The sequence below is a fragment of the Microbacterium sp. NPDC055910 genome, assembly GCF_042271185.1.
Lineage (GTDB): Bacteria > Actinomycetota > Actinomycetes > Actinomycetales > Microbacteriaceae > Microbacterium.
Window position 1 is genome coordinate 67,996 of sequence record NZ_JBHJZS010000004.1, and the last position, 21,990, is coordinate 89,985.

Annotated in this window: 19 protein-coding genes; 13 read left to right on the forward strand and 6 right to left on the reverse strand. The window is 69.4% G+C overall.

From position 1 onward, the window contains the following. Positions 1 to 12 precede the first annotated feature (12 nt). Genes ACFC3F_RS03380 through ACFC3F_RS03395 form a run of 4 tightly spaced genes read left to right on the forward strand, consistent with a single transcriptional unit; the run spans position 13 to position 4,787 of the window. Positions 13 to 1,122: a glycosyltransferase gene (locus tag ACFC3F_RS03380; RefSeq protein WP_376126664.1), complete on the forward strand. Its 1,110-nt coding sequence runs from the start codon at positions 13 to 15 to the stop codon at positions 1,120 to 1,122. A gap of 52 nt (positions 1,123 to 1,174) precedes the next feature. Then, positions 1,175 to 2,098, forward strand: coding sequence for an ABC transporter permease (locus ACFC3F_RS03385; protein WP_376126666.1), 924 nt, complete (start codon positions 1,175 to 1,177; stop codon positions 2,096 to 2,098). Then, entirely contained in the window at positions 2,095 to 2,835 is a 741-nt protein-coding gene (locus ACFC3F_RS03390) for an ABC transporter ATP-binding protein (protein WP_376126669.1), read from the forward strand. The genes ACFC3F_RS03385 and ACFC3F_RS03390 overlap by 4 nt, the downstream gene beginning before the upstream one ends. 2 nt (positions 2,836 to 2,837) lie before the next feature. Further along, positions 2,838 to 4,787, forward strand: coding sequence for a DUF6541 family protein (locus ACFC3F_RS03395; protein WP_376126672.1), 1,950 nt, complete (start codon positions 2,838 to 2,840; stop codon positions 4,785 to 4,787). Between the two features lie 7 nt (positions 4,788 to 4,794). Here ACFC3F_RS03395 and ACFC3F_RS03400 read toward each other — a convergent pair whose 3' ends face one another. Both ACFC3F_RS03400 and ACFC3F_RS03405 read right to left on the reverse strand, forming a co-directional pair. Then, positions 4,795 to 5,160 carry a DUF2304 domain-containing protein gene (locus tag ACFC3F_RS03400; RefSeq protein WP_376126674.1) on the reverse strand — a complete coding sequence of 122 codons (366 nt, stop codon included), beginning with the start codon at positions 5,158 to 5,160 and terminating at the stop codon, positions 4,795 to 4,797. Between the two features lie 4 nt (positions 5,161 to 5,164). Then, on the reverse strand, positions 5,165 to 5,866 hold the full coding sequence (locus ACFC3F_RS03405; RefSeq protein ID WP_376126675.1) for a glycosyltransferase family 2 protein: 702 nt from the start codon (positions 5,864 to 5,866) through the stop codon (positions 5,165 to 5,167). Between the two features lie 139 nt (positions 5,867 to 6,005). On the opposite strand from ACFC3F_RS03405, the gene ACFC3F_RS03410 reads away from it, so the two are divergent. The 3 genes from ACFC3F_RS03410 to ACFC3F_RS03420 are packed head-to-tail and all read left to right on the forward strand — an operon-like array spanning position 6,006 to position 8,517. Next, a complete protein-coding gene (locus tag ACFC3F_RS03410; protein WP_376126678.1) occupies positions 6,006 to 7,148 on the forward strand; it encodes an N-acetyl sugar amidotransferase in 1,143 nt (380 codons plus the stop codon). Next, positions 7,082 to 7,747 (forward strand): imidazole glycerol phosphate synthase subunit HisH, encoded by a 666-nt coding sequence (gene hisH, locus ACFC3F_RS03415; protein ID WP_376126679.1) that lies wholly within the window; start codon positions 7,082 to 7,084, stop codon positions 7,745 to 7,747. The genes ACFC3F_RS03410 and hisH overlap by 67 nt, the downstream gene beginning before the upstream one ends. After that, entirely contained in the window at positions 7,744 to 8,517 is a 774-nt protein-coding gene (locus tag ACFC3F_RS03420) for a HisA/HisF-related TIM barrel protein (RefSeq protein ID WP_376126682.1), read from the forward strand. Before hisH ends, ACFC3F_RS03420 begins: the two co-directional genes overlap by 4 nt. Here ACFC3F_RS03420 and ACFC3F_RS03425 read toward each other — a convergent pair. From ACFC3F_RS03425 to pseB, 3 genes are read right to left on the reverse strand one after another with little or no spacing between them, the layout of a single operon-like run. Then, positions 8,463 to 9,914 carry a hypothetical protein gene (locus ACFC3F_RS03425; RefSeq protein ID WP_376126685.1) on the reverse strand — a complete coding sequence of 484 codons (1,452 nt, stop codon included), beginning with the start codon at positions 9,912 to 9,914 and terminating at the stop codon, positions 8,463 to 8,465. The two genes, ACFC3F_RS03420 and ACFC3F_RS03425, sit on opposite strands and share 55 nt — an antisense overlap. 20 nt (positions 9,915 to 9,934) lie before the next feature. After that, positions 9,935 to 11,722, reverse strand: a complete 1,788-nt coding sequence (locus ACFC3F_RS03430) for an ABC transporter ATP-binding protein (protein WP_376126688.1) — start codon at positions 11,720 to 11,722, stop codon at positions 9,935 to 9,937. A gap of 55 nt (positions 11,723 to 11,777) precedes the next feature. After that, on the reverse strand, positions 11,778 to 12,773 hold the full coding sequence (pseB, locus tag ACFC3F_RS03435) for a UDP-N-acetylglucosamine 4,6-dehydratase (inverting) (RefSeq protein WP_376126690.1): 996 nt from the start codon (positions 12,771 to 12,773) through the stop codon (positions 11,778 to 11,780). Positions 12,774 to 12,912: 139 nt separating this feature from the next. On the opposite strand from pseB, the gene ACFC3F_RS03440 reads away from it, so the two are divergent. Genes ACFC3F_RS03440 through ACFC3F_RS03465 form a run of 6 tightly spaced genes read left to right on the forward strand, consistent with a single transcriptional unit; the run spans position 12,913 to position 19,729 of the window. Further along, a complete protein-coding gene (locus tag ACFC3F_RS03440; RefSeq protein ID WP_376126693.1) occupies positions 12,913 to 13,833 on the forward strand; it encodes an SDR family oxidoreductase in 921 nt (306 codons plus the stop codon). A 2-nt stretch (positions 13,834 to 13,835) separates the two neighbouring features. After that, the gene (locus ACFC3F_RS03445) at positions 13,836 to 14,897 is read left to right on the forward strand and encodes an N-acetylneuraminate synthase family protein (protein ID WP_376126830.1); all 1,062 of its coding nucleotides are present in this window, start codon (positions 13,836 to 13,838) and stop codon (positions 14,895 to 14,897) included. Beyond that, positions 14,894 to 15,952, forward strand: a complete 1,059-nt coding sequence (locus ACFC3F_RS03450; RefSeq protein WP_376126696.1) for a glycosyltransferase — start codon at positions 14,894 to 14,896, stop codon at positions 15,950 to 15,952. The genes ACFC3F_RS03445 and ACFC3F_RS03450 overlap by 4 nt, the downstream gene beginning before the upstream one ends. A gap of 11 nt (positions 15,953 to 15,963) precedes the next feature. Further along, positions 15,964 to 17,565, forward strand: coding sequence for an aldo/keto reductase (locus tag ACFC3F_RS03455; RefSeq protein ID WP_376126699.1), 1,602 nt, complete (start codon positions 15,964 to 15,966; stop codon positions 17,563 to 17,565). Beyond that, the gene (locus ACFC3F_RS03460) at positions 17,562 to 18,386 is read left to right on the forward strand and encodes an SDR family NAD(P)-dependent oxidoreductase (RefSeq protein WP_376126701.1); all 825 of its coding nucleotides are present in this window, start codon (positions 17,562 to 17,564) and stop codon (positions 18,384 to 18,386) included. Before ACFC3F_RS03455 ends, ACFC3F_RS03460 begins: the two co-directional genes overlap by 4 nt. Positions 18,387 to 18,424: 38 nt before the next feature. After that, on the forward strand, positions 18,425 to 19,729 hold the full coding sequence (locus ACFC3F_RS03465; RefSeq protein ID WP_376126702.1) for a nucleotide sugar dehydrogenase: 1,305 nt from the start codon (positions 18,425 to 18,427) through the stop codon (positions 19,727 to 19,729). Positions 19,730 to 19,755: 26 nt separating this feature from the next. Here the strand turns inward: ACFC3F_RS03465 and ACFC3F_RS03470 are convergent, their stop codons facing one another. Further along, positions 19,756 to 21,987 carry a hypothetical protein gene (locus ACFC3F_RS03470; protein WP_376126705.1) on the reverse strand — a complete coding sequence of 744 codons (2,232 nt, stop codon included), beginning with the start codon at positions 21,985 to 21,987 and terminating at the stop codon, positions 19,756 to 19,758. Positions 21,988 to 21,990: the final 3 nt, after the last annotated feature.

Here is a 21,990-nt window from a genome sequence, read left to right on the forward strand (position 1 = left end):
TAGGCTCATCGCATGGTGGCGACGCTGCGGGTGATGCTCGACCAGATGGTCGCGCCCACCGACCGCGATCTCGCCGAAGCATCGCGCGAACTGACGCAGGCCCTCATCGCCGGGGCGCCCGACCGCTGCGAGGTGGCGGCGATCGTGCCGGCAGGGCCGGAGTTCGACGCTGTGCCCGGCCTCGCCGACGTGCGCCGACTCGCCCTCGCGCGCCGTGAGCTCGCGACGGCGCTGCAGCGGGGGATCGGTTTCGGGATCGGCGGGGGCATGATCCATTCCCCGACGCTGCTGGCTCCGCTCGTGCGGCACGACCGGATGCACGACAGCGACCAGACCGTCGTGACGGTGTGGAGCCTCGCCGCGTGGGAGACGCCCGACGAGGTGGGCCGTGGGTCTGCGGGGTGGCAGAAGGCGATGGTCAAGCGTGCGGTCAAGCACGCCGATGCCGTCGTCGTGCCCACGCATTCGCTCGCCGACGGCATCCGGCAGATCGCGCCCAAGCTCGGCGACCGGATCCGCGTGATCGCGGGCGCGTCGCCGCGCGGGTTCGCGGTGCCGACCGACGAGGTGGGCCGCCGTCGCGCGCTCGACCTGCCCGAAGGGTTCGTGCTGCTCGCGGGTGGCCCCCTGCCCTCCGATGCTCTCTCCGCTGGTTTCGCGGCCGTCGCCGCATCGGGCGTCGACCTGCCGGTCGTCGTGATCGACGTCGACGAGGGGCACGAGCCCGCCGTCGCCGAACTCGCGTCCGCCGCGGGTCTGCCCGAGCGACGGCTGCACGTGCGCGGCACGCTCGATCCGGGCGATCGTGCCGCGGTCTACGGCGCATCCGTCGCCTTCGTCGCCCCATCGCATCGCGCGGCGTTCCCGTGGCGGGTCGTCGACGCGCTCACGCTCGGCGTGCCCGTCATCGCGGCGGACTCGGCCGTGCACCGCGAAGTCATCGTCGACGGCGGCGTGCTTGTCGCAGGGGCGGATGCCGGCGAGCTCGGCGACGCCCTCGGGGATGCGCTGTCGTCTGTCGATTCCGCGGGGCGTCTCGGCGTGCTCGCTGGCGATCGCGGACGCGCCTTCTCGTGGCGTGAGGCGGCCGGCCGCGTGTGGCAGCTCCACGCCGAACTCTGAGCGGGGGCGGGTCACCTAGAATGTGATGGTTTGCACCGAGGGAGCGACCCTCATGCCTCGAGAACTGACAGACGTGAGCGACAACCCCGAACTCTTCGCAACCGTGCCCCGCAGCGCGTTCGACACCCCCGGCCGCAGCCGAGGGCTGCTCGACGTCTTCCGCTGGCACTACCTGCTGCGCCTGCTCGTGCGCACGGGAGTCACCACCCGCTACCGCAATAGCGTGCTCGGCTGGACGTGGTCGTACGTGCGGCCCGCCGCGCAGTTCCTGGTCTTCTTCGTCGTGCTGGGGATCTTCCTCGACCTCAACAAGGGCATCCCGAACTACGCGATCTACCTCTTCTCGGGCATCGTCGTCATCAATCTCTTCAGCGAGGGGTTCAAGAACGCGACGACGTCGATCGTCAACAACGCCTCGCTGGTGCGCAAGGTCTACCTGCCCCGGCAGCTGTTCGCCGTGTCTTCGGTCGTGGTCGCGTTCGTGCACTTCCTGCCACAGGTCGCGCTGCTGCTCATCGTCTGCCTCTTCTTCGGCTGGATCGTCAAGCTCTCGTTCCTCGCGATCCTCGCGATCATCGCCGGAATGCTGCTGGTGATGCTCTTCTCGCTCGGCCTCGGCCTGTTCTTCGGCGCGGTGAACGTGCGGTTCCGCGACGCCGAGAACATCGTGGAGCTTTTCCTCCTGCTGGCGACCTGGGCGTCGCCCGTGCTCTACAGCTGGACGATGGTGCGCGACGTGCTCCCGGCGTGGCTCCTCGAGGTCTACATGCTCAACCCGATCACGCAGGCGGTCGAGCTCTTCCACTACGCCTTCTGGTACCCGATCACCGCGACCCCGGGCAACGCGGCCGACATCCCGCTTCCGCCGATGCTGGGGATCAACACGCTGTGGACCTTCCTGATCGTGATCGCGACGGTCGCGATCGGCCAGACGGTGTTCCGCCGTCTCGAGGGAAGGTTCGCGCAGGCGCTATGACCAGTCAGATCACTCCCTCGCGCCCGAGCGTCATCGTCGACAGCGTGCGCAAGACCTTCACCCTCAACCACGCGTTCTCGCTGAAGGACACCCTGGTCAGCTGGGTGCGCGGTCGCCGGCTCACGAGCTCGTTCGACGCCCTCAAGGGCGTCGACCTCGTCATCGACGAGGGCGAGTCCGTCGCGATCCTCGGCCTCAACGGCTCGGGCAAGTCGACGCTACTCAAGCTCGTCTCGGGTGTCATGCAGCCCGACGCCGGCCAGGTGCTCACACGCGGACGCGTTGCCGGCCTCATCGAGGTGGGCGCGGGCTTCCACCCGGAGCTCTCCGGTCGCGAGAACGTCTTCCTCAACGCCGCGATCCTCGGTATGACCCGCAGGGAGATCGAGGAGCGCTACGACGACATCGTCGCGTTCAGCGAGATCGAGGAGTTCATCGACCAGGAGGTCAAGCACTACTCGTCGGGCATGTTCATGCGCCTCGCGTTCTCGGTCGCGATCCACGTCGAGCTCGACATCCTCCTCGTCGACGAGATCCTCTCGGTGGGCGACGCGCCCTTCCGCGAGAAGTGCCGACTGAAGTTCGAAGAGCTCATCGCGCAGCGCAAGACCCTCGTCGTGGTCAGCCACGATGCGACGATGGTGCGCGAGCTGTGCACCCGCGGCGTCGTCGTCAAGCGCGGCGAGATCATCTTCGACGGCCCCGTCGAAGAGGCGCTCGCGGCGCTGGAGGCGTGAGCGTGGACTGGCTTCTCGCGATCCCCGCATTCCTCGTCGCCCTCGTCGTCCTGTTCGTCCCGGGCCTCATCGCGGCCCTCGCCTTTCGCCTCCGCGGCCTCGCGCTCTGGGCGGTGGCACCGGCGCTGAGCACGGCCATGGTCGCCGTCACGGCGACGGTCCTCGGCTTCGCGGGCATCGCCTGGACGGCGCTGTCGGCGACGCTCGGCTGCCTCGTGCTGAGCGCGGCCGTCTGGGGCGTGGCCGTCCTCCTCGGTCGTCCGACTCCCGACCGACCCGCACGGGTGCGAGCCGATCGGCTCCTGATCGGCGTGGGGCTCGCCGCGGGCGCGATCCTCATCGCCGTCCGCCTGGGCATCTACATCGGCGCGCCCGCGAACGTCTCGCAGACCAACGACGCGATCTTCCACCTCAACTCCCTGAGATTCATCGCCGAGACGGGTTCGGCATCGTCCTTCGACATCAGCGGGGTCATCGGGCGCGAGGCGTTCTATCCCGCGGCCTGGCACGCGCTGGCATCCTTCACCTCTCTGCTCTCGGGCGCCGAGCCCGTCGTGGCGGCCAACGTGCTCTCGATCGCCCTCGCGGCGGTCGTCTGGCCCCTGGGCATCGCGTGGATGACGAACCGGGCGACCGGCGGATCGGCTCCCGCGACGGCGCTGGCCGGTGTGCTCTCCGCCCTCACGCTGACCTTCCCCTACCTGATGTTCGAGTGGGGCGTCGTCTACCCGTACGCGCTGTCGCTCGCGATCCTCCCCGGTGCCGTGGGTCTCCTGCTCTCGCTGCCCTCCTGGCGCGAGCGCCGGCAGCCCGATCGGCTCTCGGCGCGCGGCATCGTCGGCGCGATCCTCCTTCTCGCGATCGCCGCCGTGGGCATCGCGATCGCGCAGCCGTCCACCGTGCTGGCGTTCGCGATCATGGGCGCCTGTGTCGTGGTGTGGTGGATGCTGGCGGGCTGGCGCGACCTCGGCGGGCGGGCCCGTCTGCTTCGCGCCGTCGGCATCGTGGCGGCGCTGCTCGCCGTCACGGCGGCGTGGCTGTTCCTCGCGCGCGGCACATCCGGATCGACGTGGGGCACATTCCAAGGACGATGGCGGACGATCGCCGACATCCTGTTCAACGGCCAGGTCATGCTCCCGTTCCTGTGGGGCGTGAGCCTGCTCCTGATCGTCGGCATCGTGATCGCCGTGCGCACCGCGGCGCTGCGGTGGATCCTCGCGGTCTGGCTCATCTTCTCGGGCCTCTACGCGATCGCCGCGTCCGTCGCGTCACCCGCGCTGCGCGACCTGCTCCTTGGCGTCTGGTACGGCGACCCCTACCGCCTGGCGGCCCTTGCTCCGCTGACCGTCGTGCCGCTGGCCGCGGTCGGCGCCGCCGCGATCGCCGCATGGGCGGCGCGGGCGGTCGCCGCCCCTCGTCAGGCGGGGTCCGGCGCGATGGGCGCGGTCGCGGTCATCGCGATCGTCGGACTCCTCGCCGTCGCCGTCGCGCCCGTCGTGCAGATGCGACGCGTCTACACGGGCATCACCGAGGACGAGACGCGGTACGAGGTCACGCGCTCAAGCCACCTCTCGGCCGACGAGCTGGCGCTCTTCGCCCAGCTGGACGACCTGATGCCCGAGGGCGCGGTGGCCGTCGGCAACCCGTCGACGGGCATCGCATTCGGGTACGTCCTCACCGATCGCGACGTCTACCCGAGGACCTGGTCGCCGCCGCGCACCGAGGAATTCGACCTGATCTCGCAGGAGTTGCGCGACGTCGCCGACAACCCGGAGGTCTGCGCGGCGCTGGACGATATCGGAGCCGAGTACGTGCTCGACTTCGGGCCGGGCGAGGCGACCCCGGGTCGCTACGTCATCCCCGCCATGTCGGGGTTCGACGGGCGGGACGGCTTCGAGCTCGTGGCCCGCGAAGGCGACGCGAGCCTGTGGCGCGTCACCGCGTGCGGCTGATCCGCCGCTAGTCGTCGCTCGCGCGGTCGTCGGCCGTCGCCTTCTCACGGGCGAGCGCTTCGTCGAGCGCGATGCGTCGGCTGAGCTGCGTGATGCGCCGATTCAGGTCGACGTTGCGTCGGTACTGCGTGTAGACGAAGACGAGGAACACGACGAGCAGGCCGTACAGGAGCAGGTCGGTGCCGCGGCCGACGCCGAGCAGGTTGGCGAGCCACGACAGCCACGTGGGGAAGAGCACCGAGAGCACGGCGATCACCACGAACGCGAGCAGCAGGAGCCGCTGGATCGCGAGGTGGCTGTCGCTGCCGGGCCGGCGGAAGAACGCGTACCCGAGCGCCAGGATGGCGACGATCAGGATGATCTGGATCCACATGGGATCACCTCACGATCAGGTCGACGAGGATGTTCACGGAGTTGAGCACGCTCTGGCCCTTGGCCTTGGAGTAATCGGTGTAGAGGAGCTCGACCGGGTATTCCTCCCAGGGGAGGCCCGAGCGGCCGAGCTGGAGGACGATCTCTGTCGCGTGCGCCATGCGGTCCTGCTTGAGGTGCACGTTCTCGGCGGCGTCGCGCCGCAGGGCGCGCAGCCCGTTGTGTGCGTCGGAGAGGCGCATCCCGGTCGTCATGTTCGTCACCCAAACAGCGGTCTTGAGGATTACGCGCTTGAGCAGCCCGGGCTTGGTGCGATCGTCGAGGAAGCGCGAGCCGAAGATGATCGCGGCATTGTGCGAGCGCGCGATCGCGACCATCCCGACGGCGTCCTCGACGCGGTGCTGTCCGTCGGCGTCGAAGGTGACGATGTAGGCGCAGGAGGGATGCGCGAGCGCGAACTCGATGCCGGTCTGCAGCGCCGCGCCCTGACCGAGGTTGACGGGGTGCTCGACGAGGAACGCGCCCGCTGCGCGCGCGGCAGCGGCCGAACCGTCGGTCGAGCCGTCGTCGACGCAGACGATGTTCGTGAATTCCGGCTTCAACTCGGCGATGACCTCGCCGATGACCGACGCCTCGTTATAGAGCGGGATCACCACCCAGGTCTCCTGGTCGGGCTTCGCGGAGGTGCCCGGGGCAGCAGAAGGCATGTCTTCCATTCTGGCAGAGTGTTCGGCGCGTCGAGACAGGCGGTGGCGCATGGCCGCGTGCGGTCGGCGGTCGCTCAGGCGCCTTGGGTACAATTTCGCGAGCAGGGGGTGCATCAGCGCCCTCCCAAGGAGGATGCACGTGAGCCTTGCAACGGTCACCCAGGTGTGCACGAGGACCGTCATGGACACGACGGACCCCGACGTCTGGTTCGACGATGCCGGCGTTTCGAGTCACGCGCTGCGCTTCGACGAGCTGTTTGCAGACCGGGTCGAGCGCGCGCAGACGGGCGGTCGTGCCGACGAGCTGTCCGCCATCGTCGACAAGATCAAGCGGTCCGGCGAGGGCAAGCCGTACGACTGCGTCATCGGGGTCAGCGGAGGTGTGGACAGCTCGTACCTCGTCCTTCAGGCCGTCAAGCTCGGCCTCCGGCCGCTCGCGGTGCATTTCGACAGCGGCTGGAACTCCGAGCTGGCCGTCAGCAACATCGAGCGCATCGTCAAGAAGCTCGACCTCGATCTCTACACCGACGTCGTCGACTGGCGCGAGATGCGCGACCTCCAGCTGTCGTTCTTCAAGGCATCCGTCGCCAACTGCGACATTCCGACCGATCACGCCTTCCCTGCGGTCGCCTATCGACAGGCCGCGAAGTACGGGATCAAGTACATCCTCACGGGCAGCAACTACGCGACGGAGTCGATCCTCCCGAAGTCGTGGGGCTACAGCGCCGCCGACGTGCGCCACGTCAAGGGGATCCAGCGCCGGTTCGGCTCGGTGAAGCTGCGCACGTACCCGACCATGGGTCTCTTCGGCCGCTACGTCTGGTACCCGCGTGCCCGCGGGATCACGACCGTCGCGCTCCTCAACTACATGCCGTACTACAAGACCGAGGCCAAGCAGGCGATCGCCGATGAGCTCGGATGGCGCGATTACGGCGGCAAGCACTACGAGTCGGTCTTCACGCGGTACTTCCAGGGCTACTACCTGCCGACGAAGTTCGGATTCGACAAGCGCAAGGCCCATCTCTCGTCGCTCATCCTGTCCGGTCAGATCGATCGGGAGGACGCCCTCGCACAGCTCGCGGTCTCGGACTACGACGATGCCCTGCGTCGACAGGACGAAGAGTTCATCGCCAAGAAGCTCGGCGTCTCCGCCGAGGAGTTCCGCCGCATCCTGGACCAGGCGCCCGTGGATCATCTCGAGTATCCGAACGAGAAGTGGCTCTGGGACCTCGCGCTGCGGGTCTCGGGCAAGTTCCCGGGGGTCACGAAGGTCATGCGTTGACCGTCGGAGTCATCCAGTACGGAATGGGGAACCTCGGGTCCGTCCTCAACATGTTCCGGCGGATCGAAGTCGATGCGCGCCTTGTCTCCACACCGGAGGAAGTGGCGGCGAGCGACCGGCTGCTCCTTCCCGGCGTCGGCGCGTTCGACCAGGCGACCGCCCGCCTCGAAGGCAAGGGACTGACCTCGGCCATCCGCGACTTCGCCGCGACGGGCAAGCCCGTCCTGGGCGTCTGCCTCGGAATGCAGCTGCTGATGGACTCCAGCGCGGAGGGTGTCTCCAGCGGCCTGGGTCTGATCGAGGGCACGGCTACGCGCTTCGAGCCTTCTGCCGGGGTCAGAGTGCCGCACATGGGCTGGAACACGGTCACCCCGGCGCGTCCGGATGCGCTGTTCGACGAGCTGGATGATCCGCGCTTCTACTTCGTCCACAGCTATCACGTGGTGCCGACCGCTCCCGAGCACGTCCTCGCCAGGACGCCTCACGGAGCGGAATTCACCTCCATGGTGCGACGCGACAACATCGCCGGCGCGCAGTTCCACCCCGAGAAGAGCCACGCCTTCGGCATGCGGCTCCTGACGAACTTCGCTGCAGCATGACGGCCTTTCCCCGCGTCATCCCCGTCCTGACCATCAGCGACGGCTACCTCGTCAAGCCGGTCAAATTCGGTCGATCCAAGTACATCGGCGATCCGATCAACGCCGTCAAGATCTTCAACGAGAAGCGCGTGGACGAGCTCTTCATCTGCGACATCGACGCGTCGGTGAAGGGGCGCCCGATCGACTATGGATTGATCGAGGAGATCGCGACCGAAGCATTCATGCCGGTGGGCTACGGCGGCGGGATCGCGGCGGTCTCCGAGGCCGAGCGCATCGTCGGCCTCGGCATCGAGAAGGTCGTCCTGGGTTCCGCGATGGCACGTCGCCCGGATCTGGTCTCGGAGGTCTCGCAGTCGCTCGGCTCGTCGAGCACGGTCGTGAGCGTCGACTTCCGCAAGCGACTGACGGGGTACGACACGGTCGCCGTCCACGGCACCACGTCGCTTGGGATCGGTCCCGTGGACCTCGCACGTCGCGCCGAAGCGCTCGGTGCCGGCGAGATCCTGCTCTCGTCCGTCGATCGCGAGAGCACCTTCTCGGGTTACGACGTGAAGCAGATCGCCGCGGTCGCCGCGGCCGTCGACATCCCCGTCGTCGCCCTGGGAGGGGCCCGAGGCATGGACGACTTCCGAGAGGGGCTCGCCGCGGGTGCGAGTGGCGTCGCCGCCGGCGGCGCCTTCGTTCTGAACGGCAAGCACCGGGCGGTGCTGATCACCTATCCGTCGGTGGCCGAAGTCGAATCGCTACGGGCGCCTGCAGACGCGAGGTAAGCTGCAGCGTTCTCGGACGCGCGCGGTGCCCAGATCGAGGCCGCGTTCACGGCGTGCGTGCGCCGAGAGCCGTCGACGGCCGACGCAATTGCGCGACTGAGCTGCGAGTCGTCCGAGATCGAGGGGCCGAAGACGTCAGCGGGTGCGTACATCGCCGTCAGCGGGCTCTGCATGACGAGCACGTCCACATCGAAGCGCAGTGCCTCATACAGAACCGTGCTCGCCGTGCCGACCACGATGCGAGCATCGCCCAGGCTCTCGTAGACATCGGCAATGCGGTCGAACTCGACGCGGTGCGCACCGGCGAGCCGAGGGTAAAGCTCTTCGACGGTGGCCCGTTCGGACGGATGCGGGCGGAACGCGACGGTCCAGTCACTCGGCAGGACATCGCGCACGCGCAGTGTCAGATCCATCATCGATTCGCGGCGGTACACGCTGGAGACGACGATCGCTCGTCGCGAGCGCTGCCCCTTCTCGCGGATCTTCGCGGCGGCGGTCTCGAGATGAGGCTTTCCGATGATGACCGGTCGCGCGGGGTGGGCGAGGTCACGTCCCCAAAACTCGCCGAACAGGAGGAGCTCCGACGGAAGTGAGTCCCGAAGCTCGTCGTCCCACATGGCGGCGCCGAAGTTGTACGCGCCGTGCGCGCCCCCGATCCACCCGTGCTGAGGCTCGACGACGGTGATTCCCTGTCGTCGCATCCACTCGACAGAGGGGGATCTGCTGCCGTAGGAGGCGTCCTCCATGAGGACCACGTCGGGGTCGAGTCGTTCCGTGACACGTCTCAGGGTGCGGTGGCGACGGTCGGCGCGGAGGAGCCGCTGGACGGCGATGCCTCGCGCCTCTTGCGGAATCGGAACAGGGAGGAAGGGCTCGAAGGCGTCGACGAGGTCGTCCACCGCTCGGCGAGCCGCATCGACGTCGGCGCGGCGCCCGCGCGGGAGCCGATCGGCGAGCTCGCCGCCCACCAATGCAGCGCTCGTCGTGAAGGTCGCGGGGAAGGCAGTGCGGCGCGTGCGACCTCGCGGTCTGATCGCATCGGTGAGGAGCACCGATTCTTCCGGCGCTGCGGCAAGGTATGCGTCGGCGAGCCAGTTGCGTTCGCCTTCCGGCGTGGGATGGACCGTGACTCCACCCGTGACGAAGAGGAATCGCCTGTGAGCGGGCATGCGGCCGAGGCTCCCGCGCCCCACGGCGAGTCCAGCCGCGGCGCTGCGGATCTCGTCGAAGATGCGGGGGGTGCCGGTGTGCACGGGGGCGTGTGTCGCGAGCTCCGCGTCTACGGCGCCGGTGACGAGTGGCCACCGGACGAGCGGCCACACGTGCCAGTCCGCACCTGGCAGTACCGTGTACAGCGAATCGTGACGCGAGTCTTCGAATGCGACAACTCCGCTCACGGACTCCGACGTCGGCGCGGTCACAGCTCGCCCTGTGTGAGACCCGCGAGCATCGCCTGACGGGCGAAGTCGGGCTCGTCGCGCACGAGCTCGGCGAACGTGCCCTGGGCCGTCACCCGCCCCTCGCGCATGAAGAAGATCCGGTCGGCGTGCTGGATGGTCGCGAGCCGGTGCGCGACGACGATGACGGTCGTCCGGCCGTGAAGGGCGCCGATCGCGGAGGTGACGGCCGCCTCGGTCGACGTGTCGAGAGCGCTCGTCGCCTCGTCCATTACGAGCACGTAGGGGTCGGCGTAGAGGGCGCGCGCGATTCCGAGGCGTTGGCGCTGACCGCCCGACAGGGAGAGTCCGCGCTCGCCGATCGGGCTGTCGAGCCCGCCGCGGGCGTCGAACACGTCCCACACCTGGGCCCGACGGAGGGCGTCGACGGCGCGATCCCGGTCGTAGTCGTCCTTCCACGTGAGCGCGACGTTCTGGCCGACCGTTGTGTCGAACAGTGCGACTTCTTGGGGCACGTAGCCGACGTGCTGCTTCCACGACGTGCTGACGTCGCGCAGCGGCGTCTCGTCGATGCGAATGGCCCCCGAGGTCGGCGAGAGGAGGCTCAGGATCAGGTCGACCGTCGTGGATTTTCCCGAACCCGACGACCCGACGAAAGCGACCGTCGAGCCGAAGGGGATCTGCAGCGAGACGTCGTCGACGGCGGGCGCGGCATCCGGTGCGTACCGGAACCCGACGCTGTCGAGGATCAGCAGCTCGGGAGCGGTCGGGATGCCGTCGTCCCGGGTCTCGCTCGGAGCCTCGACGGAGGCCTCGGAGGCGTGGATCTCGTCGAGGATCGCCCGTGCCTGCGGGGCGTTCGCGGCCATCTGCGACGCGATCGCCTGCAGGCGGATGACGGCGGGTGTCATCCGGAAGCCGGCAAGCCCGAACAGGGCGACGGCGCTCAGGGCGCCGGTCGGGCCGCCGAAGGTGAAGCCGACGACTCCGACGAGCGCGATGCCCACGACGACTCCCGCTTCGAGCACGTACCGGGGGACCTGATTGAGGAAATGGATGTTGCCGCGCGCCCGCGTCGCCTGCGAGCGCGCATCGCCGACGACGGCCGTCATCTCGGGCTCTTTGCCGCGCAGCGTGAGTTCTTTGAGAGCGCCCACCATCTCGGTCATAAGCCGAGACGTGCGCAGTGTCGCGGCGAGGTTGACGCGGCCCGCGACACGGGCGTTGCGGGCGATCCAGACGTACAGCACGGCGCCCAGCACCGCGACGAAGGCGATCGCGACGATCGCGATCCCCGGAGAGGCGATGGCGAGCACCACCAGGATCGCCACGAGGCTCATGGCCTCGCCGACGACGGTCGAACCCGGCAGGAGGAAGCCCCCGACCGCGAGCGACAGGCTGCTGTCGGTGAGCCGGATGAGGTCGGACGAGTTCTTCTTCAGCCGCTCGGCCCACGGGGCCGAGATGTACGCGCCGAACAGGCGAGCACCGATCTCGAACTCGAAGCGCGCGAAGCGCCTCGTGGCGATCCAGAGCAGGACCGAGGCGGCCCCGCCTTTGACGACGATGAGCAGGCACACGATGCCCAGCGTGATGAAGACGCTCGCGCCTTCGAGCCTTCCGATGACCGGGAGGGTCGGAGTCGACCCCGACGCGATGGGGCCGACGATGAGCGCGAGGAGCCCCAGCGCGGCGGCGTCGAGGATCGAGAGGAATCCGAGGGTCACCGAGTAGCGGCGTGCGAAGCGGGCGGCACCGGGGGGAGCGGCCGCGAGCAGCTCACGGTAGAGCAGGTTCAGCGCCCGCACGAAGCGCTCCCGCGTGCACGGCTGCGACCGCGGTCAAGAGTCGACACGGCGTCGATCAGCTTCCTGCGGCGGCGTCCAGCCCGGCGATCGCCTCGCGGATCTCGTCGACGGTGAGCCATTCGTCGTTGCTGTCGGAGCGGTAGGCGAACCCGTCGGGGGCCGGCTCGCCCTCGGGTGCGACGAAGCCCCAATTGGCGATCGTGGGGAGCACGACGTAGCGATCGGCGAGCTTGAGCGTGCGGCGGCTGTCGTCGGCCGAGATCATCTCCTCGTGCAGCTTCTCGCCCGGGCGAATGCCGATGTCGACGAGCTCGGCGCCGGGGGCGATCGCCTCGGCGATGTCGACGACGCGCGTGCTGGGGATGCGCGGCACGAAGAGCTCGCCGCCGTTCATCGTGTCGAAGCTGTCGAGCACGAACTGCACGGCCTGGGGGAGCGTGATCCAGAAGCGCGTCATGCGGGCGTCGGTGATGGGGAGGGGCTGGCCCGCCTCAGCGAGCTTGCGGAAGAACGGCACGACGGAACCGCGACTGCCCATGACGTTGCCGTAGCGCACGACCGAGAACCGGGCGTCGTAGCCCGCGGCGTAGTGGTTCGCCGACTGGAAGAGCTTGTCGGCGGCGAGCTTCGTCGCGCCGTAGAGGTTGAGCGGGCTCGACGCCTTGTCGGTCGACAGCGCCACGACCTTCTTCACGCCCGAGTCGATCGCGGCCTCGATGACGTTCTGCGAGCCAATGATGTTGGTGCGCACGAACTCGAACGGGTTGTACTCAGCAGTGTCGACCTGCTTGAGCGCCGCCGCGTGCACCACGTGGTCGACGCCGTGCATCGCCCGGCGGAGCCGTGCCTCGTCGCGGATGTCGCCGATGAACCAGCGCAGACGGGGGTCGTCGCCGAAGGCGAGCCGTGCTTCGTACTGCTTCAACTCGTCGCGCGAGTAGATCACGACCCGCTCAGGAAGGCCGGCATCGAGGATGCTTCGGATGAAGGCTTTTCCGAAGGACCCGGTCCCGCCCGTAACGAGCAGCGAGGAGCCTTTGAGAATCGACACGTTGTCGCCTTTCTGACTGCGTGGTCAACCTCCACAGCCTATCAGTGGGGCCTGCGGTCGCTTGGGTATGCTGGCCGCGCGAACGGACGCTCGCTCGGCGGATCCTCCGCCGCATGGCGCGGACGGGGGAGGGTGCGCATTGTCCTGGCTGGTCACAGGAGTCTCGGGTCTGCTCGGAGCCACGGCGGCGACGCGGCTCGCCGATCGCGGTGTCGACGTCGTCGGGGTCAGCAGGCGGCCGCCCGCGGGAGCCTCGGCTCCGCATCTGGCGCGCGACCTGCGGTCAGCCGACGGGCGTGCCGGACTCGTCGCCGCGTCGGGCCCCGCCGTCGTGCTGCACACCGCGGCCTTGGCATCGCACGAGGAGTGCGAGCGCGACCCCGATGCGGCGTACGAGCTGAACGTCACCGCCGCGGCGGACCTCGCGGCGCAGGCGCGACGCGAGGGTGCGGCCTTCATCCACATCTCCACCGACGCCGTCTTCGACGGGGAGCGCGGTGGGTACCGCGAGACGGACCCGACCTCGCCGACATCGGTCTACGGCCGGACGAAGCGGGATGCCGAGGCCGCCGTGCTCGACGTCCATTCCGATGCGCTCGTGGCGCGCGTCAACTTCTACGGCTGGAGCCCGTCTGGCCGGCGCAGCCTGCTCGAGTTCTTCGTCAACGCCCTGCGCGCGGGGAAGACCGTCGGCGGCTTCACCGATGTGACGGTGTCGACGCTGTACGCGGGATTTCTCGTCGACGCGCTCGTCGCCGCGCAGGAGGCGGAGGCCTCCGGCATCCTCCACGTCGTCTCGTGCGAGAGCACGACGAAGTTCGACTTCGGCCGGGCGATCGCGCGGCGGTTCGCGTGGGATCCCGAGAGAGTCGAGCCGATCGAGTCGCGGGCGGTGCTGGAACTCGCCCGCGGGAACGACCTGTCGCTCGACACGTCGCGGTATCGCGCGACGGTGGGCGACCTCCCCGGACAGGCGGCGGGACTGGATGCCGCATACGATGATCTGGCTCGGGATCTTCCCGGGCGTGTGCGGGCATTCGCGCCCGGAGAGGGCCCGTGACCATGAGAATCGCGGATCGCAGCGTCGGACCCGACGACCCGACCTACTTCATCGCCGACATCGCGGCGAGCCATGACGGCGAGCTCTCGAGGGCGGTCGACCTGATCCACCTCGCGGCGCAGGCCGGCGCAGACGCGGCGAAGTTCCAGAACTTCACCGCACCGAAGATCGTCTCGCGCCGCGGCTTCGACGAGCTCGGGGGCGTGAGTCACCAGTCGAAATGGAGCAAGTCGGTGTTCGACGTCTACGCCGATGCCTCCATCCCGCACGAGTGGACGCCCGCCCTGCGCGCCGCCTGCGACGAGGCGGGTATCGCCTATTTCTCGGCCGCGTACGACCTCGAGGCGGTCGATATGCTCGATCCCTACGTGCCGGCATTCAAGATCGGCTCGGGCGACATCACGTGGCTCGAGTCGCTCGACCATACGGCGCGCAAGGGCAAGCCGATGCTCCTCGCGACCGGCGCAGCCTCGCTCGGCGACGTTGTGGCGGCGGTCGACGTGATCCGCGCCGTCAACCCCGAGCTCGTGCTGATGCAGTGCAACACCAACTACACGGCGTCGGCCGACAACATGCGTTTCCTGTCGCTGCGCGTGCTCTCGTCGTACGCGGCGCTGTTCCCCGATGTCGTGCTCGGTCTGTCCGATCACACGGCGGGGCACACCTCGGTGCTGGGCGCCATCGCGCTGGGCGCACGCGTCATCGAGAAGCACTTCACCGACGACACCACCCGAGAGGGCCCCGACCACGCGTTCTCGATGGACCCCGCGTCGTGGCGCGCCATGGTCGACAGCGCACGGGACCTCGAGGCTGCCCTCGGCGACACCGTGAAGCGCGTCGAGGCCAACGAGTCCGAGACCGTCGTGATCCAGCGCCGCGGCGTGCGTGCGGCGCGCGATCTCGTCGCGGGAACCGTGCTGAGGCGCGAGGATCTCGTCGTCGTGCGTCCGGCCACGCCCGACCTGATCCCCGCCGATCGCCTCGCGGATGCCGTCGGTGCGGCGCTGCGCCGTGCCGTCGGCGAGGACGAGGGGATCCGCCCCGAGGACATCGAGCACACGTGACCTCCGTGCGCCTCGCGTACGTCACCCAGGGATGGAGTGGCCACGACGACCGCTTCGTCGCGGCGTGGCGCGCAGCGGGCGCGGAGGTGGGGTCGGTTTCGGTGTCGCGCGACGACGTCGCAGACCCGCGTGCGGCCGTCTGGCAAGACCTCGCCGCACTGCTCGGCGAAGGGCCGGTCGACCTCGTGCAGGCAGGACCGCTCACCCATGTCGTCGAGAACGTCCGACGCGCCTGGAACGGGCCGCTCCTGGGCACGTCGTGGGGCTACGACCTGCTGCAGGACCTGGAGCGGGGCGGGGCCGCGGGCGCGAGCGTCGCCCGATCGATCGCCGCCTCGACGGTGCTGCTCGTCGATAGCGATCCCGGCCGCGCGGCCGCCGCGGCTCTCGGATTCCCGGAGGATCGCACGATGCAGTTCCCGTGGGGCGTCGACCTCGAGCGGTTCCACCCCGAGGGCGCCGACCTGCGCGACGATCTCGGGCTCGATCGCGATGACGTCGTCATCCTCTCGACGCGTCGCCACGAGCCGATCTACTCGGTGGGCACCCTCGCCGACGCCCTCGCGCTCGTCGCGGACGAACCGCGCATCCACGCGATCATCGCCGGCTCCGGGAGCGAGACCGTTCACCTGCGCTCAGTGGTCGACGCCGCGGGCCTGGCCGACCGCGTGCGGTTCGTCGGCGAGACCGACAACGCGCGGCTCGCCGACCTCTATCGCACGGCCGACCTGTACGTCAGCACGTCGACGACCGACGGCACCTCGATCTCGCTCCTCGAGGCGATGGCCAGCGGTACCCCCGCGGCGGTGAGCGACATCCCCGGCAACCGCGCATGGCTGCTCGCGGATGCCGTCGAGCCGTTCGCGCTCGGCTCTGCATCCGAGCTCGCGACGCGGCTGCGCGCGGCGACTCCGCGGGCCGAGCGCGCAGTCGCCTCGTGCCGGGTGCGACGCGCCGTCGAAGCCCGAGCCGACTGGCGTGAGACGGCAGCCGGGTTCGGCGCCTTGGCGCAGCGCGTCGTGCGCACCCACGAGCAGCTGGAAGTCTCCCGGTGACGGTGCGGGTCGTGATCCAGTCGAGGCTCTCGTCTTCGCGGCTCCCCGCTAAGGCCCTCCTGTCGGCGGGCGGACTCCCGTTGACGGCCCTCGTCGCGCTGCGCGCGGCGAACCGGGGCGCCGACGTCGTCGTCGCAACGAGCGAGGCGCCCGAAGACGCGCACATCGTCTCGATGCTCGATGGGCACGGCATCCGCTCCGTGCGCGGCCCCCTCGACGACACCCTTCGTCGCTTCGTGCTCGCGACGGCCGATCTCGACGACGACGACATCGTCGTGCGGCTCACCGCTGACAACGTGATCCCCGACGGCGAGCTGGTCGAGACGGCGGTCGCCGAACTCGGACAGCGCGATCTTCGCTACCATCGCGTGTCCGATTCGGATCGCGACGTGCCCTATGGCGTTTCGGTCGAGGTGTTCGACGTCGCGGCGCTGCGCGAAGCCGATCGTTCGACGGACGCCGCGTTCGACCGCGAGCACGTCACCCCGTGGATCCGCCGAACCTACGCGGCCGACGACTCCCGGGCGCCGGGCACGCACTCGTTCGGCCGCGCAACCGTCGACAATTTCGACGACTACGTCGTGCTCGCGGATGTGCTGGCGCACACGGATGACCCCGTCGGTGTGCCCTGGACACGTCTCTCGGAGCGCTTCGCCGTCGCGACGGGCGCCGCGCAGGTGCCGCGTCGCGCCGGCCGCAGCGAGCTCGTGCTGGGCGGCGTGCAGCTCGGCATGGCGTACGGCATCGCGAACGACACCGGCATGCCCGACGACGAAACGGTGACGGCACTGCTGCGCGCCGCCGTGCGGCACGGCATCGATCTCGTCGACACGGCGGTGGGGTACGGCGCCTCGGAGATTCGGATCGGACGATTCCTCGACCGCGGCTATCGCGACCGGCTCGCGGTCGCCACGAAGGTCTCGTCGCTCGAAGGTCTGCCCGACGCGGGGCTTCCGTCCGCCGTCGAGGCATCCGTCCTGCGTTCGGCAGTGCGGATCGGCGCCGACGTCGGTGGGGGAGCGTCGTTCGACGCGGTGCTTTTCCATCGCCCCGACGACGCCTTCCGGCCGGCGGCATGGGACGCCCTGCGCGCGCTCCGCGCCGACGGCCTCGTGCGCCGGATCGGCGTCAGCGTGCAGCATCCCGACCAGGCGCTCCGCGCGCTCGACCTGCCAGAGGTCGGCGCGCTGCAGATCCCGTTCAACATGCTCGACCGCCGGTGGGAGGCGTTCGCCGAGCAGGCTCACGGCCGCGCGGACGTGCACGTGACGGCGCGGAGCGTCTTCCTGCAGGGGCTGCTCACCGGGCGTGTGCCGGTCGAGGACTGGCCGACCGCGCCCGCGTTCGATCCTGCAGCGCTGCTCGATCGCATCGACGCAGCCCGCCGGCGCGTCGGCAGGAGTGACACGATGGCTCTGGCGCTCGCGTTCGCACGCGCGCAGCCCTGGATCGACGCCTTCGTCGTGGGTTGCGAGCGGCCGGAGCAGCTCGATGACCTCGTAATGCGGTTCGCCGCAGCGCCGCTGTCGGCGGCCGAGGCGGTCGAAGTCGCCGAGATTCTCGGCGAGGTGCCGCTCCGCATCATCGATCCGACGACGTGGACGAAGGGATGACCATGGACGAGCAGGGTGCCGCGAGCGCGGCAGGGCGGCTGTTCGACCTGTCCGGCCGGGTGGCGCTCGTCACCGGCGGTACGGGGCATCTAGGTGCGGCGTTCGCTCGTGCGCTCGCGGGGGCGGGCGCCGACGTGTGGCTCGCCGGCCGCGACGCCGAGCGCTGTGCGGATGCCGCTCAGCGGCTCACCGCCGAGTCGGGCGCGCGGGCGGTCGGGCTCGTCGTCGACGTCGAGGACGCGGCATCCATCCGCGAAGCCGCCGCGGCCTACACGCGGGAGCACGACCGGCTCGATGTGCTGGTGAGCAACGCGCACTACCAGCGGTCGGCATCGTTCTCATCGGTCATGGGCGCCGATTTCGCGCGTGCCGCGGGGATGGCCGCCGGCGCGACCCACGAGCTCGTGCAGGCGTTCGAGCCGGCGCTGCGGCGCACGGGCGGCGAGCTGCCGAGCAGCGTCGTCGCGGTCGCGTCTATGTACGGCTCGGTGAGTCCCGATCCGCGCAACTACCCGACGCCCGAGAGCCAGAACCCGCCCGACTACGGGGCGGCGAAGGCCGGCCTCAAGCAGTACGCACGCCATGCCGCGGTGCACCTGGCCGGCCAGGGAATTCGTGTGAACACACTGAGCCCGGGACCGTTTCCGCGTCAGGAGAACGCTGCCCCCGAGTTCCTTCGCACCCTCGCCGCGCGTGTGCCGGCCGGCCGTGTGGGGCGCGCCGACGAGCTCGCCACCGCGCTGCTGTTCCTCGCCTCGCCGTACTCTTCGTTCGTCACCGGCATCGATGTGCCCGTCGACGGCGGCTGGACCGCCTGGTGACGCCGTCGAGCGCCTCCGCGCGAACGTAGAATCGTCTAATGCGCATCGCCGTCGTCGCCCTCGGAAAGATCGGGCTTCCTCTCGCCGCTCAGTTCGCCGACGCCGGCTATGAGGTGATCGGCGTCGACGTCAACCCGGCGACGGTCGCGAAGATTAACGATGGCCTCGAGCCGTTCCCGGGCGAGGCGGGTCTCGCCGAGAAGCTCACCGCGCTCGTGCCCGCGGGGCGCCTGCGGGCGACGACCGACTACGCGGAGGCTATCCCCGGCGCCGACGCAGTCGTGATCGTCGTGCCCCTCTTCGTCGACGAGACGACGGGTCTGCCCGATTTCGGTTGGATGGATGCCGCGACCCGCGAAGTCGCGGCGAACCTCACTCCCGGAGCTCTCGTGAGCTACGAGACGACGCTGCCCGTGGGAACGACGCGCGACCGCTGGAAGCCGATGCTCGAGGAGGGCTCGGGACTCACGGAGGGCGACGACTTCCACGTTGTTTTCTCGCCCGAGCGCGTGCTGACGGGGCGCGTCTTTGCCGACCTGAGACGGTACCCGAAGCTCATTGGAGCGCTCAGCCCCGAGGGCGCGCGTCGCGCGACCGAGTTCTACGAGGCCGTCCTCGAATTCGACGAGCGCCCCGACCTCGCCCGGGCCAACGGCGTCTGGGATCTCGGCACCGCCGAGGCGAGTGAGATGGCGAAGCTCGCCGAGACGACGTACCGCGACGTCAACATCGGTCTCGCCAATCAGTTCGCCCTGTTCGCCGACCGCGTGGGCCTCGACGTCTACCAGGTCATCGAGGCGTGCAACTCGCAGCCGTACAGTCACATCCATCGGCCGGGGATCTCGGTCGGCGGTCACTGCATCCCCGTTTATCCCCGCCTCTACCTGTCGACCGACCCCGGCGCCGACATCGTGCGGGTCGCGCGCGAGGTCAACGCCGGGATGCCGACGGCCGTCGTTGCCCGTGCCGCAGACGTGCTCGGCGATCTCACCGGGCTCGAGGTCGCCGTCCTCGGAGCCGCCTACCGCGGCGGAGTGAAGGAGACGGCGTTCTCGGGCGTCTTCCCTGTCGTCGAAGCGCTGCGCGCCGGGGGAGCGAAGCCCCGGGTGCACGACCCGCTCTACTCCGACGAGGAACTGCGCGCGCTCGGGTTCGAGCCGTATGCGCTCGGCGGCGCGGCCGATGTCGTCATCATCCAGACCGACCACGCGGCCTACCGAACACTCGCGGCGAGCGACTTCCCTTCGGCGCGCCTGCTCATCGACGGCCGGAACGTGACGGACCCCGCTGCGTGGGCCGGCACGCCGCGCATGGTCGTCGGAGGTGGCGGCGCACGCAGTTGATCGGCCTGCGTTGAGCCCTCTCCGCGTCAGCGGATTCGGCCACCCGTGGCCGACGACCAGTCGATCGTGCCGCCCTGGAAGCTCTGGCTGCACGCGCCGTTCGCGTCACAGGACTGCGCCGAGGTCGGCCAGCCGAGGAGCCCGGCGGATCCGTCGACCGTGAAGTACGTCGCGCGGATGCCGCCGACGACGGCGAATGCGCCCGCCGCCGACGAGTAGACCGAGCCGGTCTCGTAGGTCTGGCCGTAGCCGCCGCCGTTCTGCGGGATGCGGATGAGCACGCTCGTGCGCTTTCCGAGCGCGCCGGTGTCGCCGCCGAGCGACGTGTGCACCGCTTCGATCACGGGGAGACCGACACGCCAGCCCGTGGGTGTCCAGTAAAGCGTGCCGCCCTGGAACGACTGTTCGCACACCGAACCGACGCAGGTCATCGCCGCGGTGGGCCAACCGAGTGTGCCGGCTGAGCCGTTGAGCGAAAAGTACGCCTGGCGCACCCCGCCCTTGACGACGAATGCTCCCGCTGTCGAAGCGTAGATGGACGCGTTCTGGAACGCCTGCGCGTAGCCACCGCCGTTCTGGGGAACCTTGACGACGCCGCTCATGCGCGCGCCGAGGCTCGCGGCGCCGCCGTTCGCTGCGTACGCTGCCTCTATGGCCGTGTCGCCGATGCGACTGCCGGTCGGTGTCCAGAAGAGCGTGCCGCCTTGGAAGTCCTGTTGGCAGGCCGAGCTCGAGGCGCACGTCATGTCAGATGTCGGCCAACCGAGCGTGCCGGTGCCGCCGCCGTTCGCGAAGTATGCGGCACGCAACCCGCCCCGCACGGCGAAGGCGCCCGCCGCCGATGCGTATATTGTGCCCCCTGCGAAGGTCTGTGCCGACCCGCCGCCGTTAACGCTGTAGGAGTACGTCGTGCTCGTCGGCCAGCCGAGGATGCCGGCCGGACCGCCGCTCGCGGCGTACGCCGCGTTGATGGCTGCTGTGATGGGACGTGCCCCGCCGGTGCTCGTCCACGCGATCGCACCCCCGGTGAACTGCTGCAGTTGCCCCCCCGCAGCCGACACGGGCTCGCTGTCGGGGAGCCCAAGCCACCCGTCGGCACCGTTGAGCGCGAAGTACTGCGCACGGATCGCACCGCGCACCGAGTGGGAGCCCGTTGCTGGGCTGTAGTAGATCGAGCCGCCCGCGAACGCCTGTCCGCCGGAGTTGGCGCGCCCTGCGAGCGGGATGACGCTCGAGGTGGGCCACGAGAGCCAGCCCGTCGCTCCCTGATACGCGAAGTACCGGTCGCGGTATGCGCCGTAGACGGCGTGCGCGCCGGTGCGCGCCGTCCAGTAGATCGATCCGCTCGTGTATGCGCGTGCCGTGCCGGCGCCATTGCCGCTTATCGTCAGGTAGTCGCTCGTCGCCGCTCCGAGGTTGCCGGTCGCTCCGCCCATCGCGTTGTACACGCGATCGATCTCGGGGATCCCGCTTAGTGTGGGTGAACCGAACCACTCAGTGAAGGTGCGCCAGAAGTTGCGGTTGCCGTACGAGCTACAGCCGTCGCCGAGCCCGTAGAGGTTCTGAAGGGCTGCGGCATTGGGCCGGTACGGCGTGTAGTTGTACAGATTCGCCGTCGCCTGGTTGCGGATGTTCACGATCGAGGTGCCGCAGCCCGAGTTAGGGTGCCAGAAGACGGCGGTGGGTCCGATGCGATGCCGCCACGGTGACGGGTTGTATGTGTACTGCCGGAACTGCCAGGCACCCATGTAGACCTGATTGAAGAAGTTGTAGTAGCGGGCGTCACACGGCGCCGTATCGGGGCAGCCGTAGCCCATGGCTGCCTTGTACTGCCAGTCCGTGGGCGCGGTTGCGGTTACCAGACCCTGCTCCTTCTGCAGGGTCGCCAGGATCACCTGTGGGCTGATGCGACAGGCCTGCGCGACGCGCCAAATGATGCGCGCGGCCGACTCCCAGCCTTCCGAGTTGTAGCCCGTGCAGTGTCCTGGGGCCTGGGCGGCACGCGTGTTGGTAGACGTGACGAGGTTCTTCAGGCACGGCCGATTGGAGTTGGTCGCGCGGCAGGTCGGCACCATCTTGTCGAGAAACGCCTGGATCTGCGCCTGCGACATCGCGGCGTTGTCGAAAAACCGCTCGTCGCTGATTATGTAGCTTGGATCGAACGATGAGCCCGAGATCGCGGTCGGCTGGGCCGCGAAAGCGGGAGGTGGCGCCGCAACGACGGGAGCGGCCTCTGCGCTGGTGGGCGCCCCGCCCACCAG

Coding starts and splice junctions, on each gene's coding strand:
- ACFC3F_RS03380 (WP_376126664.1), top strand. CDS start 13: ATGGTGGCGACGCTGCGGGTGATGCTCGACCAGATGGTCGCGCCCACC.
- ACFC3F_RS03385 (WP_376126666.1), top strand. CDS start 1,175: ATGCCTCGAGAACTGACAGACGTGAGCGACAACCCCGAACTCTTCGCA.
- ACFC3F_RS03390 (WP_376126669.1), top strand. CDS start 2,095: ATGACCAGTCAGATCACTCCCTCGCGCCCGAGCGTCATCGTCGACAGC.
- ACFC3F_RS03400 (WP_376126674.1), bottom strand. CDS start 5,160: ATGTGGATCCAGATCATCCTGATCGTCGCCATCCTGGCGCTCGGGTAC.
- ACFC3F_RS03405 (WP_376126675.1), bottom strand. CDS start 5,866: ATGCCTTCTGCTGCCCCGGGCACCTCCGCGAAGCCCGACCAGGAGACC.
- ACFC3F_RS03420 (WP_376126682.1), top strand. CDS start 7,744: ATGACGGCCTTTCCCCGCGTCATCCCCGTCCTGACCATCAGCGACGGC.
- ACFC3F_RS03445 (WP_376126830.1), top strand. CDS start 13,836: ATGAGAATCGCGGATCGCAGCGTCGGACCCGACGACCCGACCTACTTC.
- ACFC3F_RS03460 (WP_376126701.1), top strand. CDS start 17,562: ATGACCATGGACGAGCAGGGTGCCGCGAGCGCGGCAGGGCGGCTGTTC.
- ACFC3F_RS03465 (WP_376126702.1), top strand. CDS start 18,425: ATGCGCATCGCCGTCGTCGCCCTCGGAAAGATCGGGCTTCCTCTCGCC.